This window comes from Arthrobacter sp. Leaf141, assembly GCF_001424565.1.
In the GTDB taxonomy this organism is placed as follows: domain Bacteria; phylum Actinomycetota; class Actinomycetes; order Actinomycetales; family Micrococcaceae; genus Arthrobacter.
Genome location: NZ_LMOL01000006.1, coordinates 43,438 through 61,876 on the forward strand (window position 1 = coordinate 43,438; position 18,439 = coordinate 61,876).

General features: G+C 62.0%; 18 protein-coding genes. 2 read left to right on the forward strand and 16 right to left on the reverse strand.

The features are described from left to right. Nucleotides 1-272 precede the first annotated feature (272 nt). Nucleotides 273-737, forward strand: coding sequence for a hypothetical protein (locus ASF72_RS07165; RefSeq protein WP_056597707.1), 465 nt, complete (start codon nucleotides 273-275; stop codon nucleotides 735-737). A gap of 77 nt (nucleotides 738-814) precedes the next feature. Here the strand turns inward: ASF72_RS07165 and ASF72_RS07170 are convergent, their stop codons facing one another. Beyond that, entirely contained in the window at nucleotides 815-1,465 is a 651-nt protein-coding gene (locus ASF72_RS07170; protein ID WP_157370926.1) for a hypothetical protein, read from the reverse strand. A gap of 262 nt (nucleotides 1,466-1,727) precedes the next feature. On the opposite strand from ASF72_RS07170, the gene ASF72_RS07175 reads away from it, so the two are divergent. After that, nucleotides 1,728-3,185, forward strand: coding sequence for a hypothetical protein (locus tag ASF72_RS07175; protein WP_056597711.1), 1,458 nt, complete (start codon nucleotides 1,728-1,730; stop codon nucleotides 3,183-3,185). Here the strand turns inward: ASF72_RS07175 and ASF72_RS07180 are convergent. From ASF72_RS07180 to ASF72_RS07250, 15 genes are all read right to left on the reverse strand, one after another. Then, complete coding sequence (locus tag ASF72_RS07180) at nucleotides 3,142-5,826, reverse strand: glycosyl hydrolase family 28-related protein (protein ID WP_082484107.1); 2,685 nt, start codon at nucleotides 5,824-5,826, stop codon at nucleotides 3,142-3,144. The genes ASF72_RS07175 and ASF72_RS07180 overlap by 44 nt on opposite strands. 64 nt (nucleotides 5,827-5,890) lie before the next feature. Further along, the gene (locus ASF72_RS07185; protein WP_056597715.1) at nucleotides 5,891-6,199 is read right to left on the reverse strand and encodes a hypothetical protein; all 309 of its coding nucleotides are present in this window, start codon (nucleotides 6,197-6,199) and stop codon (nucleotides 5,891-5,893) included. Continuing rightward, nucleotides 6,200-7,222, reverse strand: coding sequence for a M23 family metallopeptidase (locus ASF72_RS07190; protein ID WP_056597717.1), 1,023 nt, complete (start codon nucleotides 7,220-7,222; stop codon nucleotides 6,200-6,202). It lies immediately after the preceding gene. Then, nucleotides 7,206-7,526, reverse strand: coding sequence for a putative phage holin (locus tag ASF72_RS07195; protein ID WP_056597718.1), 321 nt, complete (start codon nucleotides 7,524-7,526; stop codon nucleotides 7,206-7,208). The genes ASF72_RS07190 and ASF72_RS07195 overlap by 17 nt, the downstream gene beginning before the upstream one ends. Continuing rightward, a complete protein-coding gene (locus ASF72_RS07200; protein ID WP_056597720.1) occupies nucleotides 7,523-7,702 on the reverse strand; it encodes a DUF7620 family protein in 180 nt (59 codons plus the stop codon). The genes ASF72_RS07195 and ASF72_RS07200 overlap by 4 nt, the downstream gene beginning before the upstream one ends. A gap of 28 nt (nucleotides 7,703-7,730) precedes the next feature. After that, complete coding sequence (locus ASF72_RS07205; RefSeq protein ID WP_157370927.1) at nucleotides 7,731-8,057, reverse strand: hypothetical protein; 327 nt, start codon at nucleotides 8,055-8,057, stop codon at nucleotides 7,731-7,733. Beyond that, entirely contained in the window at nucleotides 8,054-9,802 is a 1,749-nt protein-coding gene (locus ASF72_RS07210) for a hypothetical protein (RefSeq protein WP_056597723.1), read from the reverse strand. Before ASF72_RS07210 ends, ASF72_RS07205 begins: the two co-directional genes overlap by 4 nt. Nucleotides 9,803-9,805: 3 nt before the next feature. Beyond that, nucleotides 9,806-10,483: a hypothetical protein gene (locus ASF72_RS07215; RefSeq protein WP_056597725.1), complete on the reverse strand. Its 678-nt coding sequence runs from the start codon at nucleotides 10,481-10,483 to the stop codon at nucleotides 9,806-9,808. 66 nt (nucleotides 10,484-10,549) lie between these two features. Continuing rightward, a complete protein-coding gene (locus ASF72_RS07220) occupies nucleotides 10,550-11,338 on the reverse strand; it encodes a hypothetical protein (RefSeq protein WP_056597727.1) in 789 nt (262 codons plus the stop codon). A 3-nt stretch (nucleotides 11,339-11,341) separates the two neighbouring features. Beyond that, the gene (locus tag ASF72_RS07225) at nucleotides 11,342-12,427 is read right to left on the reverse strand and encodes a hypothetical protein (RefSeq protein WP_157370928.1); all 1,086 of its coding nucleotides are present in this window, start codon (nucleotides 12,425-12,427) and stop codon (nucleotides 11,342-11,344) included. Between the two features lie 9 nt (nucleotides 12,428-12,436). Next, entirely contained in the window at nucleotides 12,437-13,186 is a 750-nt protein-coding gene (locus ASF72_RS07230; RefSeq protein ID WP_056597730.1) for a hypothetical protein, read from the reverse strand. Continuing rightward, entirely contained in the window at nucleotides 13,176-16,535 is a 3,360-nt protein-coding gene (locus ASF72_RS07235) for a phage tail tape measure protein (protein WP_056597732.1), read from the reverse strand. The genes ASF72_RS07230 and ASF72_RS07235 overlap by 11 nt, the downstream gene beginning before the upstream one ends. Nucleotides 16,536-16,872: 337 nt before the next feature. Continuing rightward, nucleotides 16,873-17,541 carry a hypothetical protein gene (locus ASF72_RS07240; protein ID WP_056597734.1) on the reverse strand — a complete coding sequence of 223 codons (669 nt, stop codon included), beginning with the start codon at nucleotides 17,539-17,541 and terminating at the stop codon, nucleotides 16,873-16,875. A 93-nt stretch (nucleotides 17,542-17,634) separates the two neighbouring features. Continuing rightward, nucleotides 17,635-18,150: a phage tail tube protein gene (locus ASF72_RS07245; RefSeq protein WP_442854156.1), complete on the reverse strand. Its 516-nt coding sequence runs from the start codon at nucleotides 18,148-18,150 to the stop codon at nucleotides 17,635-17,637. A gap of 2 nt (nucleotides 18,151-18,152) precedes the next feature. Then, on the reverse strand, nucleotides 18,153-18,425 hold the full coding sequence (locus tag ASF72_RS07250; RefSeq protein ID WP_056597739.1) for a hypothetical protein: 273 nt from the start codon (nucleotides 18,423-18,425) through the stop codon (nucleotides 18,153-18,155). Nucleotides 18,426-18,439: the final 14 nt, after the last annotated feature.

Here is an 18,439-nt window from a genome sequence, read left to right on the forward strand (position 1 = left end):
TACTGGGGCAGGCACGCGCATATAGCTTAGCCCCGTACTCAGCGGTCAAACAAAAGGGCGAGGCTCGTTGAATCGTGGGCACTCCCAGTTACCGCAGCAATAGCCCGTTACCCGATGCGGGCGAGCCAACCTACTAAGTCTGGGACGGCTTCCTCGGCTGGGTGTCTTGATCTCCGCCATAGTCTCGCCGCATGTATCGCACCTGCCCGGTTCGTCAGCTGCCTCGATCTCCATACAACACATTTTAGATCCGGTATGCCAACATGGGACTCATGTCTAACAAAGAAGTCGCAAAGGCCATCCGCGAAGCAGCTCAGTCAATCCGCGAGAACCCGTCACAGTTCACATCTATCAGCATCGGCGCGGCCTTCGTGGGATCGAGCCATAACCAAAGCGGCGGCCAGACCATCGGCGGTTATGTCAAAGCCGTCGGCGGGAACGGGCCAGGAAACGTCACTGGCGTCTCGGCCACGGCTGGGAACGGCGCCGCATTTGATCCCCGCGGTTCCGGCGTGCCGGCCATGCCTGCTTCAGCACGAGAGGGGCAGATGGAGAAAGCCCAGGCCTGGGCTGACGGTTTGGACGACCTGGCAGTCGGAGTGGAAGCAGAGTCTCCTGACAAGGGCTTCGTGGCCCGCAAACTTGCGGCTTTGGCCCAGACCGACATCCCACAGTCCTTGCTTAAGATTGTTGCTGCGCTCATAACCCTTGGAGTCAGCTTTAACGCTGGCTCCTGATTGACCGGCCGGACAAACAGCAAAAGCGCCCCACCTCCGAAGAGATGGGGCGCTGGGCTGGGGTAATTTAACCGGTCTCACGTGCCCGTACCGGAGGCGGCGGCCGCCCACTTTGCCTCAAATAGTGCGTCCTTTTTCTGTTGAGCGGCTGCCGCCAGTCTCTGCAACTCCTCAACTATCTGCTGATATGAAACAGAGTCTCCCAGGACAGCTACTTGGTTCGTTTCCATGTCGATCCGGCGGAGGAAGGAGGATTCCGGCATTCCCTCTATGAAGATTGATCCAGGTTCCCACAAGACCCTGTCCACGATGTTCTGGTTTCCCAGGGCAAGTACTCTGTCCAAGCGGGCGTCAAAGTGCTCGAAAGAATTCCGGACGGCGCGCGACTTTACGGGCGAATCGTCTGTCGCTTTTAGCCATTTCCTGAGTGTTCTAGCCCTCGCCTGTGCGAACTGCCGAAGATCTTGCCATTCTTCGTCCGAGAGATCGTTGTACTCTCGGGGTCGTTCCGCCCCGTGGTTGACCCATAGAAGCTGGTGAACTTGCCCAGCGGCGGTAAGGATTCCTTGCACAGCGGCAAAGCAAATCGCTGCTAGGTTTTTCGGCGGGTCCTGGACCGTTGCCGCGGAGTTGTACTGAAGTGCATGGAGCACCGCCCCTTCCGCCTGATTGATTACCTCATCGAGGTAAAGTTCCATTTGCCTGTCCGTGGGTTCCATGAGCACCAAGCATAGAGTCTTCGATTTAGTACGTAGCCCTAACGTAATGTCCTGAACGGATTGCACGCCAAGTATCATGAGGCCATGGAACGAGCAATTTATATTGTGGGGGCCGTTCTCGGATCGCTTTACACGATCACGCTTCTGCCCTCGTACGGAACCGATGGACTTGTTGACCGGTCGTTCACAGCCTGCGTCATGCTTCTCTCCGGACTATGTCTCCTAGGGATCTTCCGCCCACTGCTGCCCAGCAAGCGGAACGACTAGAAGATTGACCAGCGACTACTCATTTTGGCCCAGCCTTACCGTACTTATCGGCCTCGCGGCCTGGGTGTTTGGTACTCGAATGCGCTTCGGCGCCATTCTCAGCCCCTACTCCCTGATGCTCCTGATGCTCATATCCATTTTCGGGATTCGACCGCTCCTAATGCCAGAGGAACCGGAGTCCTTCGACTTCTACGGCTACGCCATCGGATCTGACGGGTTCGAGGCGGCCGGGGTTCTCGGCTTCGCGGGAACACTGGCCTTTGTTCTTGGGTTTTCCTTCTGGCGCCTCGTCATGAGGCCTAAGCAGACCGGACCGGGGGAAGAGAGTCCAGAGCCGGCAGGGCTCCCCGAGTGGGCCCCGCGAAGGTCTGTGCTGATCGCCGTTGGCCTTTCGGCGGGCTGGTTCTTGTTCATGATCGTCGTGGGTGGTGGCGTGGGCTTCCTCACCCAGCTGTTCGCCGGCCGCTCCGAGACGGTCATTGCTCGACTGGAGAATGTTCCCGCGTTCGTTGGCGCCCTTCCAACGATTGGCTGCCTCACTGTCGCGGCCGTTCGCTTCCAGTACGAGCGTGTCCTCAGGTACACCCGTCCGCAGAGCCTGGCGTACTGGCTTGTGGTAGCTGGCTCCGTCGTCCCGCCAATGGCGCTTGGGACCCGCCGCTACCTCATCCCGTCCATTCTGATCGCTGTGGTCGGAGCAATGGCTGGCTCGTGGAATCGTCGGATCAAGCCGCGATGGATAGGCCTCGGCGTTCTAGGCTTGCTGGCCCTAGCGATCATTCCGTTTGTTCGCAGCGCAGGTTCGCGCACCAAGCTCGGCGGCGACTCGGACATTGTGGGGGCCATGGGGCTCTACTTCCAAGAGCAGGGGCTTAGCGGGACGCTGAATAACTTCTTCCTGTCCTACGACACGGAGATGTTCAACTACCTCGCCTACATGTCCCAAACGATGGGAAACACCATCCCTTTCGGTATGGGCCGTGGGACTATCGGCGAGCTGATCGCCATGCCCATCCCCGATGCCATCACACCATTCCAGCGGTGGAATGACTTCCTGCTGATGCAATCGTTCGGGACTAAGTGCGGGTACGGAAATCCCTGTCCAGTGCCTAGCATCGTCGGCGTACTCTTCTCCGATCTCGCCCTGCCGGGCATCATTCTTGGGATGATCATCCTGGGGATCATGGCCGCACGATTCGACAGGGCGCTGCTGGCGGCATCCGGTACCTACGTTGGCGTCCTGCTCCTGACCGCAGGGTTTGCCGTTGCCTTTGCTCGCGGCAACTCGTTGGCCCAGGTTTGGATCGCCGTCCAGTGCTTCATTGTCTGGTGGGGCGTGCAGAAAGTCTTTCTGCACGCCCCGAAGACAAAGCAGGAAATCAGTCCCGGTAGCCTCCCTGAGGCGTACCGGCGTCTTCCTAGGCCTTACGCCAAAAAGGAATCTGGCCTGCAACGCCGTTGATGATGATATCCGCCCACGCAAAGGGTGCGCCGGGGATGGCGCCGGCGGTGCCCGCTACCGGAGCCGCTGGTGTGGTGGGGAATTGGAGGTCGGTGGTTGCTGTCAGCTTGAAGATGGTAGACAGGAGCTCCACCGTACCGCCCGTGACTTGCAATTTCCTTCCTGCTGCGATGGCGAGCACAGCATCATCTGCTGCGGTCCCACGCCGGATGCGCAACGCTTCCACTCCGCCGAACTTGAGCATCAGCGCGAGTGCCTGCGAGGCGTTACCCGGGTCAAGCGAAAGCTGCGCGTAGTTGCCCATGTTGCCGTCCGTGTGGTTGCCGGCACGGACAACGTTTGCGCCTACGGTGCCGCCTACTCCATCGCTTCCCAGGCCATAGCCGGGCATGATGTTCCGTGCGATAAGGGTTGTTCCCTTTGGCGAGAGCACCGAGAGGTTCTGGGTTGTGGACTTGGGGATGTAGTTGTTGACGTACACGCTTCCGGATGAGCCATCCGTCTGGTCGTGGATTCCGTAAGTGTTCTCGTAGATCGAGCACCAGCCGATGAATGATCCCGGTCCGTCGCCGATGCCAGCTCCAGCGTTGTGATGGATCTCTGCGCCGCGGACGCGGGCGTTGACGCCTAGTGCCAGCCCACCGACGCCCGTCGATAGGCCGCCGTAAGCGTATTCGCCGCCTTCGATGATGCACCCTTGGCTTGACGAGGCGTTGACAGAGCGTGCGCCCACCTTCCAAGAGCGGCAATTGCGAAGAGTGACATTGCGTGCCCGGACTTGGAATCCGTTCGCGTTGGAGCCGGTTCCGCCCGTTGCGAGGCAGTTTTCGAAGACGATGTTGATGCCTTGTGGGTGGGTGTCGAAGATTGAATAGGTATCTACGCCACCCTCTCCAATCGAGTCCACAACGAGTACGTTGCGTGGGCCACCGTAAGTTGCGCCGGTTTCCGCATCGTTGCCGTTGCCGCCCAACGTTGTGAAGGCGTGTCGGCAGTAGCGGGCAATCAGTCGGGACACGATCAGGTTCGCGGTATTTCCAGCCGCCGTGACGCCATAGCCCTGGAAATTTTGCAGGTTCGGCGCTCTGTCCACCAGAGTGCCGTCGATGAATCCATCGAGCACGTCGGCGAAGAATACGCCGCCTGCAGCGTTCTGGATCGTGCAGTCCTCAACGCGGACATCGGTAGCCTTGCGAACAACGATGCCACGAGCGCCCAGAATCGTTGTCGGTGTTGCCGCGGTGATCCGCATCCCCCGGATTCGCACGTGGTCCACCGTCGAGATTTTCCAAACCTTGGCGGAGTCGGCGACGAGGTAGGGAAGGGTGAGCCCAGTGTCCATGACAGCGACATTGCCTGTGACGCTGAGAACCTTGTGCATTTCCCCGGCGTACATGTTGGATGCGAACGCCGGGAGGTTGCTCTCGAATCCGATAACGTCACCCGCTTGTACCGTGGCCGATATTGCGGCGGGGAGAGTGATTGTCTGCGCCCCTTCGCTAGCATCAGCTGCCAGGGCTACCTTTGCTCCATCAGAGCCTGATGCGAACAGGACGCCACCGCCCGATGAATAGGCGCCGCTGGCGGCCAGAATCTCGGAGCCGGGGTCACCCAACACGTCCGCGCCAGCCGGAAGGTTGATCGATCCGTTCACGAGGTAGCGGCCCTTTGGGAACCTGGCCTGCAAGCCAAAGGTGGCTGCCTTGTCGATGGCCTCCTGAATGGCAGCCTTATCGTTCGTCGTGCCATCTCCCTTAGCCCCGTAATCGGTGACTAGAAGAGAAACCTTTTCCGTACGGTCGAGGATTGTGGCAGAAAGTGCCCCTGGGGCGAGGGCTTCGGGGAGGTTGGCTTGTGGCACGCGCTGACCGGCGTCGAGTGGGGCGACACCTGAGGCGGCGCCCTTCTGGCCGGCGTCGAGCTTCGAGGTCTCAACACTCTTGGCAGCGTAGCTGGCAGCCGCCTCAGTCTTGTCGAGCTTGGACGTTTCCACCCCTTTCGCGGCGTACGTTGTTGCGGCCACGGTTTTGTCGAGTTTGGGTGACGCGGCCGCCGCTGCCCGAGCATCGACCGCTGAGCGCAAATCACTACCCGGGTCCCTGACCGACGCCGACACCACCGGGATCAGGTCATCAAGGTTTGACCCTGCCTCGATCCGCGCATCCACCCACGGGGTGAGGCGTTCGGCCAAAAAATCGACGCCAACAGCGCCGGTCGCGCCGGCCACGGACAGAACTTCCGGGGCCTGCACCGTGTATGGCTCCGTCGGCTCATCTGCGGGCAGCGTGTCGAAATCAACCGTTTCCTGCCCGATCAGCGGGGCCCAGGTGCGCCACGCCGTGCGGATCTGATCGCCGTACCAGGACCGGCGGACCACCTTGTACGCGAAGCCCGTCACGAGCTCGCCCATCCGGTTCCGGAAACCCTCCTGGTCCACGAACGGGGCCGTGACCTCGCCCTGCTCCCCGGCCGGAGCGGAAACAGTGTCCGTGAAGTCCTCTATCGGCTGGCCAGTGTCCTCCCACACAACATACTGCGACGGGGTGATGCTGATTTCTGTGCGGTCAGCCTCTTTGCCCGACACGGCGAGCGGCTGGCTGAACGTCAGCGTGGAGTACTTCATCCCATACGGGTAAGCCATGGTGCCTCCTAGGGCATGAAAAAAGCGCCCCAGGAGGCGCCGGCGGTTGTGGGGTGATGCAGAGTTAGGCGTTGCTGGTTTTGCCCTCAGGGGCGAAGCTGGGCAAGTAGCGCCGCAGCCAGTCGTTGACGCCTGGCAACGCGAGGATGCGGGTTACCCATGCGGCCAGCAGCGCAGTGGCCACCAGCACGCCGTTGAGAGCCGGGAACACCCAGACGGGAAGGTGCACTTCGTAGGGCTTCAGCAGCTCCACAGTGACGGCCGCGATGGCGTTGATGACCGGGATGAGCAGGACGATGGCGCCCAGGGTGCGGCGAACCGCTGCACCCGGGTTCCGCTCTTGCGTGGAGACTGCGCTGGAGTGGTCGCCCATCTATTCAGACACCTGGCCGAGTCCGTCGAGACTGTCAACGTCCATGATTTCCCCGTCGCGGGTGAGCGCGATAGCACCGACCGTGTTGAGTCGGCGCATCTGCGCCAGCGCAGACGGATCAGGCACGTGCCAGCGCTGCCCGCCACCGAACGCCCAGATAGCATCCTCGCCCCGCTTGCGGAATAGCCCAATCTCCGCCGGGCCCCGAACCTCCACCCCCATGGCGCCGATAGGAAGATTCCGCACGGCGCCGCCGGCATGCAGCTTCAGCCAGCCTTCCACGTCTCCCTTCTTGAGGTCGGCCAGTTCGGCTTCATCCTTCACGTGGCGGCGAGTGATTCCGTCACCGATCCAAATCCTGCCGTCGTTGACCGCGGAGTCCTTGAAGATAGTTTTCATGTCGTCGTCCTCTTCTTGTGCTTGGGTGGTTGCTGCGTTGGTGGTGGCCCCTTGAAGGACGGGGCCTGTGGTTCCGAACATGGGGGTGGGGTCCACGCATCCGAAGATGATCCGCGGCCAGTTGGTGGAGTAGCTCACCGGGTCAGCGACGGTGACGACGTGAAGGTGCGCGCCGACCTTTTCGGTGCGCGTCTTCGTGTCTCCGGAGGAACCGATGATCTGGCCTTCATTGACGTGCATGCCGACGCTGACGGCTTCATTGCTGGACTGGTGGCCGTAGATGTCGTACTCATCAACTCCGTCGGCCTTCGAGACGGTGACGATGCCAGGGAAGGTCTTGTACATGCCCCAGCGGCGGAAGTACCCGGACGGGCCCCAGGAGTCATCGCCCGGCAGATCCTCGCCCCAGCCCGCGTACACGATGGTTCCAGCCCGCATGGCCCGGATTGGAGTGCCGACCGGGCAAGCGATGTCCACGCCCGCGTGTCCGAACGGCTGATAGTCGCCGTACAGCCACACCAAGTACTGAACCTCGGTACCGTCGGGCCGGCCAACCACTCCGCGGGTAGCGAGCCCGGCAAAGAGCTGGCTGATCGGCCACTTACTGTCAACGGGTCTGGCCATCAGAGGCCTCCTTCTTTTTGGCCCAGTCAGCGCTGAACCGTAATTGAAAAAACAGGATGGCGAGCCGAAGTCCTGAAGCGAGGACAGAGCCGTAGACGAAGAAGCGAACCAGCTCCCGCCACTGGTAGTCCCCGAACAGGTTCGACGTGGCAATCAGGACGAACACGGCGGCTGACGATCCCAGCAGCATCATCAGCGCCCGTCCCTCGCGTGACCGGAACCAATCCGGGGCGGTTATCCAGTAGATGAACGGAAGGCACGCCCAGATGGAGGCTGCGATGTATCCGATGTAGATCGCCTTCATATGGCGCCTCCAATTGGTCGGTCGAATGATTTGCGGATCGCTGGAGCGAATCCGTTGCGGAGGTTCACCTGCTGCAGGTCAGCGACGATCTTGTTGGCTTGGGTAGCCTGCACCTGCGCCGCGCTGTGGGCTTCCACGGCGGCCTCAATGGCAGCGTCCGCTAATGAGTGGTCCACCGGTTCCGGCTGAGGAACAACAGGCGGCTTACTGCGACGTGCTCGGAACCACATGTGCACCACCTCCTGCGTTTTCCTGCAGGGCTGACATGACATGCGTGGAGAACTTGGCCGTCTCGATGAGATCTGAGTTCGTCTTGCTCACCACGGCGTTGGTCTGATTGGCGAGCGCAGCGGCGGACTGCCAGTTGTTTCGGTCTGTGGTGACCTGGACGTTGGCGTTTTCCAGGACCCTGACAACATCGTTGTGAGATGCGCGGGTGACCAGCCTGCCGGTGAAAACTAGCCAGAACACAGCGAGCGTCGCAGCAACCGGTGACGAAAGGCTAACCCATGCAGGGATTCCATCAATCATCGGCCCACGTCCACGGACCAGGCGAAGCTGCAGAACTTTCCGCCGCCGGCTACCCTGTCGATGTTGATTTTGAAGGAAGCCCCGGTGATGTCGCTGATCCAGAATTTCCCAGCCAGACCCATATCGCTCATTGAGGTGACGTTGATCCAGCGTGCGGAGGTTACCGGCACGGACAGGCCATGGGTGACGGTGACGGAGGTCTGACCGTCCGTAATGCCTGTGGTGCCAGTCTCCGCAGTGTTGAAGCCTTGGTTGGCTCGCCAGCGGGCGTTGATCAGGGAACCCGTAGTGGAGACGGGTGTGGTGATGTTGCGGAACCTGTTGCCGATGAAGTTGGACCCGATCACGTCTCCGAGCTTGAAGGCCTCGCCCGCGAGGGTTGATTCTGCGAAGAACCCATTGTCGGTGAAGTCTGAACCGGCTGTACCCATGGAACCGATTTCAACAAGGCCATTGCCGGCTTCGAGTCCGGCCGCGGTGATCAGGATGTTGTTGGTGCTGATCTTGCCGTTGGCAAAGGAAGGCAGGACGATCCATTTACGGTTGGCCCCGCAGCGGACAGTGTTCCCCGCGATGGTGGTGGACCGCAGGACGGTGGTTCCGGTCTGCCCGATTCCAACAGCGGTGGAGCCGTTGACCTGGAACAGGTTGTTGGCGATGAGGTTGTTGTCCTGGAACTGGCCGGTGGAGGCGAATCGGACAGCCGCGCCGCCCCAGGTTCCGTCCACGTCCTCGTATCCGAAGTAGTTGGATGTGATCACGTTGGCGCTGCCCTGGAGGGTCATGCCGTCGTCGTTGTTGTCCCGTCCGTAGAAAAAGCTGCCCGTGATGGTGCAGCGGGACGTTACGACGGCTCCCTTTTCGGTGTTGCGTCCGAAGACGCAGCCCACAAACTGGGAGTTGCGGATCGTCTTTCCTTCGGCGGGCTGGACCCCGACGCGGCCCCAGTTGAACTTGCAGCCGACGGCGTACAGGTCGTTGATGGAGCCGGTGAGGGCGACGTCGTTGAAGCGGAAGTCCACAAAGTGGAAGATGGGGTGGTTCATCGTGACGTACGCGCCGATGTTGTTCTGCCAGATGCGCGAGTCCCGGAGTACGGGGAACCGGTCATTGAGCGATCCGTTGTAGGCGCGGTTGAAGTCGTGGACGTAGACGCCTTCCATCACGAAGGACTGCAGCGTTTCAACGGTCGCCATGTCTACCCAGTGCTGGGATTTGTTCACGCCGCCGAACTCACCGCCGCAGATACCGCCGCCGATGAGCTCCGAAGTTACCGGCGCCTTGAACATGGCCTTTTGCGGGGTGGCAGGGAGGTTGATGGTGACACCGCGCAGGTCGAACCAGACGTTCGACTTCAGCGGGATGCCCTCGGCGGTGTACGTCTTGCCCTTCTGACCGGTGACGACGCCGCCGCCAGCTGCCGCGCAGGCGTTGACCGCGGCAGCCCACTGGGTGGACTCGTTCACCGTCCCGCCGATAGCCCCGAAGTCGGCCACATTGAACACCAGCTCGCCCTTGCCCACCGGACGGCCGCCGCCCTGGGGAGCGAACCGCCCATCGAGGGCCGCAACGGTTTCTGACGCGGTCTGAGAGACGAGCCCTGCAACAACAAGGTCTTGGAACCCGAGCGGCGGTTCGTTGAACCCGGCCGCGTTCTCAAGAGCAGCGACGCGGCCAGCAGTAACGCGGTAGTCCAGGAGGTGCCGCTTCTCCGTGATGAGTCGAACATCTGATGGTTGAGGCATGCTTTAGCTCCTGGCCTTGTAGTACGGGTTGCCGTCGGTGTCCTGAAGGACCGCGACAGTCATGGAACCGAAGTGGATGAACGGCGCGCCGTCGGTGTCGATGTTCACGTTTGAGGTGTCCATCAGGTCGATGACGCCCTGAGTGCGGGCATCGGTATAGATCCGGGCAACTTCCGCGTTCTGATCGATCAGGCGCCCGTGCGCGGCGATCCCGGCAGCGTTCGCGGCAACGCCGACTTGCAGGGAACCGATCTGCGCATCATGGGTGCGGTCCTTAGCGTTCAGAGCATCAATCGCCGCCTGCTGCACGACGTTGCCAGGGTCGCCCTTGTCGCCCTTTGTGATGATCTTGCCGCCCTGAACGTCCGCGAACATGGTCGAGAGCAGGCCGCCGCCCGCAGGCACCACGACCGGCTCCGGATAACGGTCTGGGGGCTGGTAATTCCCGCCCGAATCGCTCCACTCGATGGTCAGCCAGTAGATAGTGGACGGGTTCGTGGACTCGGACGCTGCCAGATCGACGCTGAACGCGCCTGCCCCATCAGCAGGCGTCCGGATCTCCTTCGTTGCCAGTACGGAACTGCCAGTAGTCGCAGGCCGGTCAGGGCGGAAAACCAGCTCCGCAGTCGCACCCAAAGGGAGCGGCCTGAAGTCCTTTGCATTGCCGGTAACCGTAGCCAAAAGAGCCTCCTTAGGTTTGTCGCTGAGTGGGGATAGTGGGGAGTAGCCGTAGCGCGGAAGATCCGATCAGGTGATCTTGCGGAGGTTGCCGTCGTCGTCGATGTGCACGTTCGGTTGGGCGCCACTGGCAGTTCCCGGGTTGGTGATCTTCAGGCCGCCCTGAATGGTTACTGCCCCAACAAGGCGGATTGCTGCTGCCTGGATGCCGGCGAGCGCGTTGCGGGCGAAGACGAAGGCGTTGCCGGCAGGGCCGGTGATTTGGGGTCCGTCCGTGGTGCCGGAGAGGTAGCCGCCGCCTTCGAACTGGACGCTGCCGCCGAGCAGGTCGGGGTCTATTGTTAGCCCGCCGGCTTTGATTTTGCCCTCGGTGGTGACGTTGCCGGTGGTGTCGATATTGAACTGCCCAAACTTGACTGAGCCGTCAGGGTTGATCACGGCGGTTCCGCTGGTGATCTTTCCAGCGGCGCTGATTTCCAAACTGCCAAACTTGGCTGACCCGTCCGGGCGCAACTCGATGCCACCTGCTTTGAACAGGCCGCCGGAGGCAATCTCCAAGTCATTCAGCACAGTCATGATGCCGGAGACATCCACGCTGCCGCTGACGTCCAGCGGGCCGGAAATGATGACCTCGCCCACGAAATTCACCAGGCCGGAAGCGAAGAGTCGTCCGATGATCTCCGCGGAGCCTGTCACGCGCAGGCCGCCGTTCTCGATGGTGATCATGCCGCCGTCGTGGACGGTGAGCCCGCCGCGGCCGATGGCCATGTTGTTCTGGTTCGTGGCATTTTCCAGGGCTCGTAGACGGCGCTCAAAGTCGTCCCCGTTACCCTGCCCCAGGTTATTGATCTGGCCCATGGGTTAGCCTCCTTGTGGCTGCATTTGCAGGGTCACTGTCTCGCGGTCGAAGTTGTACTGGATGAGCCGCCACGTGGACCAGCCATCGGGCAGGTTTTTGACGCCCTTGGTCTTCACCAGGCACTCACCGCCCAGGATTAGGTCCGAAACTTCCACCGGGCCGTCGCACGGGATCTTGAAGCTGAGCTGGCTCGTGGGCCGGTCGGAGACCGCAAGGTCCGCTCGTGTGCGGGCTTCCAGCGGGCCGGGCTCTTTGATGCTTTGGTATGAGGTCACTCGTTCAATTGCGGGGTACCGGGTGCCGGCCATCGAGTCTGCAGACTTGACCAGTAGGCTTCGACCTGAGCCCTCGCCCGTGCCTATGAGCTTGTTGCTCACGCCCGAGCCGGCGTAGGTGAAGTTGATTCCGAAGACTTCGGAACCTGAAGCTGTGGTGTCCCATTCCCTCGGGTTGTAGCCAAGCCCGGGGGCTGCCCGGAACTCCCACTCAAGGTTCCCCGCCGGTGACTTTTCCGGACTCAGGTCTATGTCCGGGCCACCCTCGGTCTTCATGAGTTCGTCAAGTGCATCAGCGACGCTCATGAACTTGAAGCCCTCATAGGTGCGGGCATGGTCGCCGGGCACATCAGGCGGGAAAACAATCGGGAGCGCATACCGTTCCTGCGGCTCCGCGTTGGCGCCCTCAAGGATGACGCCCTTGGCTATCGTTTCCAGCGATTTGCCTGCGTAGGCTATTGGCTCCGCCAGCTGGGAACCCTCGCCGTGAACCCGCAGAACGTGGCGGTTGTTGAAGATCCACCAGATTTCCCGAAGGTCTGCGGTCACTGTTCCTGCGTCTACATCGTGCACCGGGTCAAGGACGTAGCCGGCGTACTTCACGATGTCGTCCCACGCGGCAACGAGCACTCGGGCAAGTGGCTCGATGGTGTATTCCGTCACCACTTCATCTACCTCGGGGTCCCCGACGTTGAACGTCACCCTGCCGGGAACGCCCGCGTTCAATGCTCGCCCGCCAGTGCATTGGGCCGCCGGCAATTCGATCCAGTCCGTCCATGTCAGGCTGCTCACCGTGTAGTACTTCCAAGCCACGGGGCCTCCTCAGATATAGGTGTCGTAGACCGCGAAGGACGCTGTCCCAGTCCCGGTAGTGGTGGCGGTTAAAGAGACGACCGTCTGTGTCCCGGGATTGATGCCCGGGGTGAAGGACTCGGTGATGTTGCCGTGCACTACCAAACCGTTGATCCGCAGCCGGCCGTCGTTGTAGTCGATGACGTGGGGGACGCCTGGCAGGAGCGGCCTAGTGATCACGAACGCCAGGCCGCCCACGCCGAGCCGGTAACCGCCCGGCATTGAGCCAGCGACTGTTGCCACGGGTTTCGCCGGATAGTTGCCTCGGTGGTAGGCGAGCGCGTCAGCGCCTGGTGTCGCTACGAACTCCCGCAGTTCCCCGAATTTTCGGGGGTCCACGAACTTGAGCGGCACCTGCCACGTTGCCATGGTTGCGGTGAGGGGGCGGAACCGGATACGGCCCACCTTCTTACCGTCCGCCCACTGGGAGGCCCCGTGCCCTGATACCTGCGCCCTGCCCGTCATGGCGCCGGTGAGGAATATCCCGGCGTCGTGAAGCACTTCGTGGCTGTGCGCGTGGAGGAGTCCGTCGAAGGTGACTAACCTTGCCCGGTTGTAGATCGGCATGTCATGTTCGCCATCGGCGTCCGGACGGTCGATGACATTTCCCTTCGCTTCGGGGGAGTCCCACCAGCCGTCCGGCGCGGCGCAGGTCCATCGGCCGAACCGGTCAGTTCCGGAGAGGGTGCGGCCCGCCCACTTGATCTGCTCACTTGCCAAGCCGCACCCCCTGTTCCCCGAGCTTGTAGGTGATTTCGTCTACGACGGCGCGCTGGACTGCGTGCACGTCAGTGGCCCCGTAGATCTTGATCCCACCGATGTCGATCCGGGTCCCGGACGTTCCGGCGGCCGAGCCGCTGGGACCGGTCGAGCCGTTGAAGGACTGCGACTGGCCGTACCCGCCCGCCATGGACTTGGACGGAGCCTGGAAGACGTCGTCCAAGTTCAGCCCGTCGTTTACCGCTTTGAGCCAGCGGTCGTTGCTCTTGGACTGGCGGCCGTTGATGATCCACTCTTCGCCCTGCAGCCCGATAGGCTGCCCGCGGACCATGCCCAGGACGTTGTCCCGGCGGAGATCGGCCGGCGCCCGGCCAGGCACCTTACCGCCGGTGTTGAATCCCATGATGGTCCGCACCCGCCCGCCGGTTGCACCCCCCGCTGGGGCAAGAACGCCGAGACCCTTTCCGTAGGAGCCGTCCGCCTCCGAAGGAAGCTTCAGAATCCTCTGGAGAGTTGTCTCATAGGTGTCAATGCGGACAGTGGCGGTCTTCCCGTTGAGCCCATCGGCTTTGTCTCCTACGGCTTGTAGCTTGGCCATGGAGTCGGCGTAGTTCTGGATCGCCGTCTCAATGGGTACACCTTTGGGAATGCCAAGCGCCGACCGTGCCAAGTCGTCCGCCTTTTCCTCGGAGGCGCCAAAGGCCCGCGCCGTGTCGTACAGCGACTGGTAGGTGTTGCTGAGCTTGACGCCCAGCTCGTCTTGGCTCGCGCCGTTAGCTGCCATCGCCTCGGTGGTGGCGCGGGCTTTCGACTCCAGTTCCCCGAAAACGCCGTTGGCCTTCCGGCCTGCCTCCGTAGTGAGGTCGAAGGACCCGGTAGCGGCATCCATGATGGCGTTACCAGCGGACTGCGAGGCCTTGACCTCATCGATCTTCGCCTTCAGCCCATCCAGGGTCTCCTGATAAGCGGCCTCTGCGTCCCTTGCGGACATGCTGGCCAGCCCGGTCCGGAACATCACGTCGAGGAGCTTGGAAAGCGAAAGCACCGTGCCGTCAGCAGCCAGGCCCATATCCTCAAGCTGCTTGGCTGCCTCTTCAGTCAGCTTGGCTTGGTACTCGGCTGCCTTGGCAGCGCCCTCCGTTGATCCCTGCACGGCCTTCATGCGGGCCGGAATTTTGCCCAGAGCCAGCTCTTCAAGCTCGTGCTGCTCCAGCTTCAGGCCGAGTGCCGTTGCCTGCTTCTTGAGCGAATCGGTGTACTGCGGCATCAGCTTGAGCACGTCAGCGATGGACATCCCGGCTTTGCCTTGGGCCTTGGATGACTTGTCGGCTTCGTCCGCGAGGACCTTGAACGATGAGCCGGCCTTCTCTGCGCCGCCGTTCTGCACCAGGGACACCAGGGTGTTGTCCAGGCTTCGAACGTTGTCCCGGAATTTCTGGGTGTTCGATGCTCCGCCAACCATGTCGCCGGCCCAGTTGTTCAGGTTGTCGTACCAGTTGAAGTCGTTCACCCGGACGAGGGCGTCACCGACGCCGTTGATCTGGGTGCCGAGCCCGCCGGTGCTCTTGACCAGGGCATCAACGTCGTTCGTTGATTTGCCCAGTGTCAGGAACGCCTGGGCATAGTCCTCAGCGGACTTCGTGCCGTCCTGCCAGGTCTTGCTCACGGCGCCGGCTATTTGCAGCGCCACAAGGCTGCCGGTCAGTGCGCCGGCTATCTTCGCGGACTTCGACAGGGACCCGTGCAGCTTCTCGTTGCTGCTGCGCAGCTCGTTGAATGCCTTGGCGGACTCGATGGCCCTGGGGAACATGGTGAGGAACGTTCCGCCGACGAGTGCTGCTCCGCCGGCCGTGGCCGTCAGGCCCAACCCGGTCTGCAGCAGTGGTGCCGGTAGGCCACCCACCATGTCGATCAGGTCCTCCGCGCCCTGCGTCAGGCCGCGCAGCACCTGATTGGCACCAGACCCGGATTTGAGGAATACCGAGTCCAGGGACCCGCCCAGCTTCTCGACGTCTCCGGCCAGGTTGTCCTGCTTGATAGCCGCAGTTACGGCGGCGAAACCAGAGTCGTTGACCGCGGTGGTCCATTCCCGGACGCCATCTGCGCCGGTCTTGTAAAGTACTCGGGCGGCGGTGACCTGCTCGTTACCGAAGATCATTCCCAGCGAGGCGTCTCGCTGCGCATCATTCATGCCGGCGTACGCGCTCTGCAGCTGACCGGCCATGTTTGCCAGGCCAAGGAACTTGCCCTTGGTGCCGGTGGCTTTGCCGTCCACGTCGTAGAGGTTGATGCCGAGCCGTTCGATTTCCTTAGCGGCAGCCTTCGACGGGGAAGTCAGCGAGCCAAGCATCCCGCGGAGACCGGTGCCAGCCTTATCTCCAATTATTCCCTGGGTAGCGAAGGCGGCGAGCGCGCCGGTTGTCTCCTCGATGGAGACTCCCATTCCTGCTGCGACAGGACCCACGTACTCAAGGGCAAGAGCGAGATCGGTGACTTCGCCTTGGGCTTTGCCGGCTCCGGCGGCGAGGAGGTCCGCGATGTGCGGGATGTCCTTGCCCTTCAGACCGAATTGCGACATGGCTGTGGCTGCAATTTCTGCGGCCTGCCCGACTTCCAGCGAGCCTGCAGCAGCCAGGGCCAGCGCGCCGTTCAGTCCGCCGGCGAGGATCTCGCGGGTGGTGACGCCAGCCTTGGATAGCTCAGTGATGGCCTGGGCGGCTTCGCGAGCTGAATAGGAGGTGTCGGCGCCCGCGACGATGGCGGCCTCCCTGAGGAGTGCCATGTCGCCGGCGGAGGCGTGCGTGGCCGCGCGCACTTCGGACATTGCCTTGTCGAACTCGGCGTAGGACTTGATGGCCAGGCCAACGCCGACAGAGACAGCTGCGCCGAAGGCCAGCATGGAGCTGCCCGTCCGAGCCCAGTTCTCGTCGTTCTTTGTGGCGTTTTGCACCAGCTGGCCGAGGGCCGTGTTGCTCTGGCGGGCTTTGTCGGCCGCGTACTCCTGATCGGCCGCGAATTCCCGTGTGGCGTCGCTGGCTGCATCCAGACCGAGGGCTGCCGCCTTCGCCTGGGTGACCATCTTGCCGAATTCGTCCCGGAGCTGACCGGTGGCGTCGTACGACAGGCCCATGCTTTTGGCTTGGGACTGCGCTGCCGCACCGGACTTGATCAGTTCGGCCCGCAGCTCGCCGGCCTTTTTCGCAGTCTCTTCCAGAGGCTTCTGGGACTGCTCCCCGGTTTCCTTTACTGTCTGGCCGAGTTTTTCCGATGCCTTCGTGGCTTCAGCGAAGTTCTTGCGGAAGTCGCTGATTTCGGCCTTGAGCCGAACTATTATCTGGCGATCAGACATGGACGCTCCAATCGCTATTCAGATGTCCCGGCCAGCTAGGCGTGGGTGTCTTTCAGGATGATCTTTTGGCCGGGAAAGGTTGAACGGTTCTTGTCGGCCCGCATCTCTTCGATGGGGGCGCACCCATGGCAGAGGACCTGATCATCAGCCTCGTGCCGGCCCACGTTGTGGTCGCCGCGGCTGACCGATGAGTGCAGCCCGCACCCTGGACAAAGGCCGTCCTCGTAGGCCGTCAGCGCGAGCGCAAGGGCGCGGTCGACATAGTTCCACGTGTTGTCGTTCTTGCGCCCGCGCAGGACCGTCTGGGGTACTTTCCAGTCCCTTGCCGTTCTGGCCTCTAGGAGGACGTGAGCCCATCGTCGTTGTGCGAGGGCTGTGACGATTTTGGGACGGTCACCTGAGGCTCTTCGATGGAGGCCCGGGTATAGGCCTTGCTGATCAGGGCGATCTGCGCATCCCCGACGACTTTGTAGAGCTTACGGACCTGGTCAGGCGTCATCCTGGGAGAAACGACGGCCGCGGCAATGGTGCGGACGTTGATCTCGCGTTCGAAAACGTGCTCGGCCGCCGCGGCAGCGAGGTTGCGGCACATCTGGTTCACGTCGTTGACGGCCTTGATTTCGAGGCGTTTGCACTTCTCGACGCCATCCGCACGGGCCTGCTTAGCTGCGGCGTCCGCTTCGGCCTTGAGTTCCTTGCGGACGGCGGTGGAGATGGCTTCCTGCTCTTCGTCGTCCAGGAAGGAGACCCGGATCTCGATCTTGGACGCGTCGATCTGAATATAGAGATCGTCTATCTCCTGGCGGAGCTTCTCTGACGGGTCGCCGCCCATGGACCGGTCTTCCTCCGGGATCTCCGCCTCTGCCCGGAGCTTAGCCTGCAGGACGTCGATCTCGGCCATGAGATCCATCCGTCCATACAGTGTGACGGCGCGTTCGGTGCGCTGCACGGAGTCGATCCAGTCATCCAGGTTGAAGTCGGGTGTTGCCGTTGTTGTGCTGGTCATGCTGAACCTCCAAGGTTTTTAGCGTGGGGGCAAGGTTTTGGGTGGAGCGCCGGCCGGATGGAACCTTGGAAAACCATCCGGCCGGCAGTCTGTCTACGCGACGACGATGCTTCGCTGTACGTAGGCCTGGGGGGCGAATACCTGCTTGAACTTCTCGTACCCGGCGGTGGCGGGGGAGAGGATCTGCTGGTCATGGGTCAGGAACTCGCCGGCCTGCAGCTCATCCCCGACCTTCACCGGAGTGTTCTCCTGGTCTTCGTCGTCCCCGATCTGTCCGATGCGCTGCACCAGATAGCCGGAGATGTCCTTGCCGTCGAACGTGGTCCACGCGACGTCGTCAACGTCGTTCTTGAACCGGAAGAAGTCCATCTCGGCGGCGACGGTTGCCAGACCTGGCGCGGAAGTCTCGATCTGTGCGCACAGGCCCGGGTCCGTGATGGACGCGTTGCCGGTGATACCGAACTGGAAGTTGGCGGCGGTCACGCGGCACGTGATGTTGATGCCGGCGTCCACTTCGGTCTTTTTGATGGCATTGAGGTTGGCAATGCTCGGGACCCACCACAGTGCACGGTTGGCGGTGTTGAGCATTTTTGGACCTTGAGGGGCCATGGTCAGTTACCTGCTTTCGATGAGGGGGTTTCGACCAGGTTCGGGAACCGTCCGTCAAGGTGTGACACGGGCACCTTGTGCGGAAGCTTCTTTCCGGTCTCTTTGTCGTAGGCCGGGACCCGGCCGCGTTTTGCTTGAGGCGTCCCGTCGCCGGTGCCGGCGAGCGCGAGCGCTGAGCTTTCTCCGGTGTTGAGGTCGGCCTCGTTGGTGAGTCCGGCGCTGGTCAGTTCCTGGCGGGCCTGGTCAGCGGGAGGTGTTCTGTTGGTGGGTGGCACGGTGGAACTCCTTC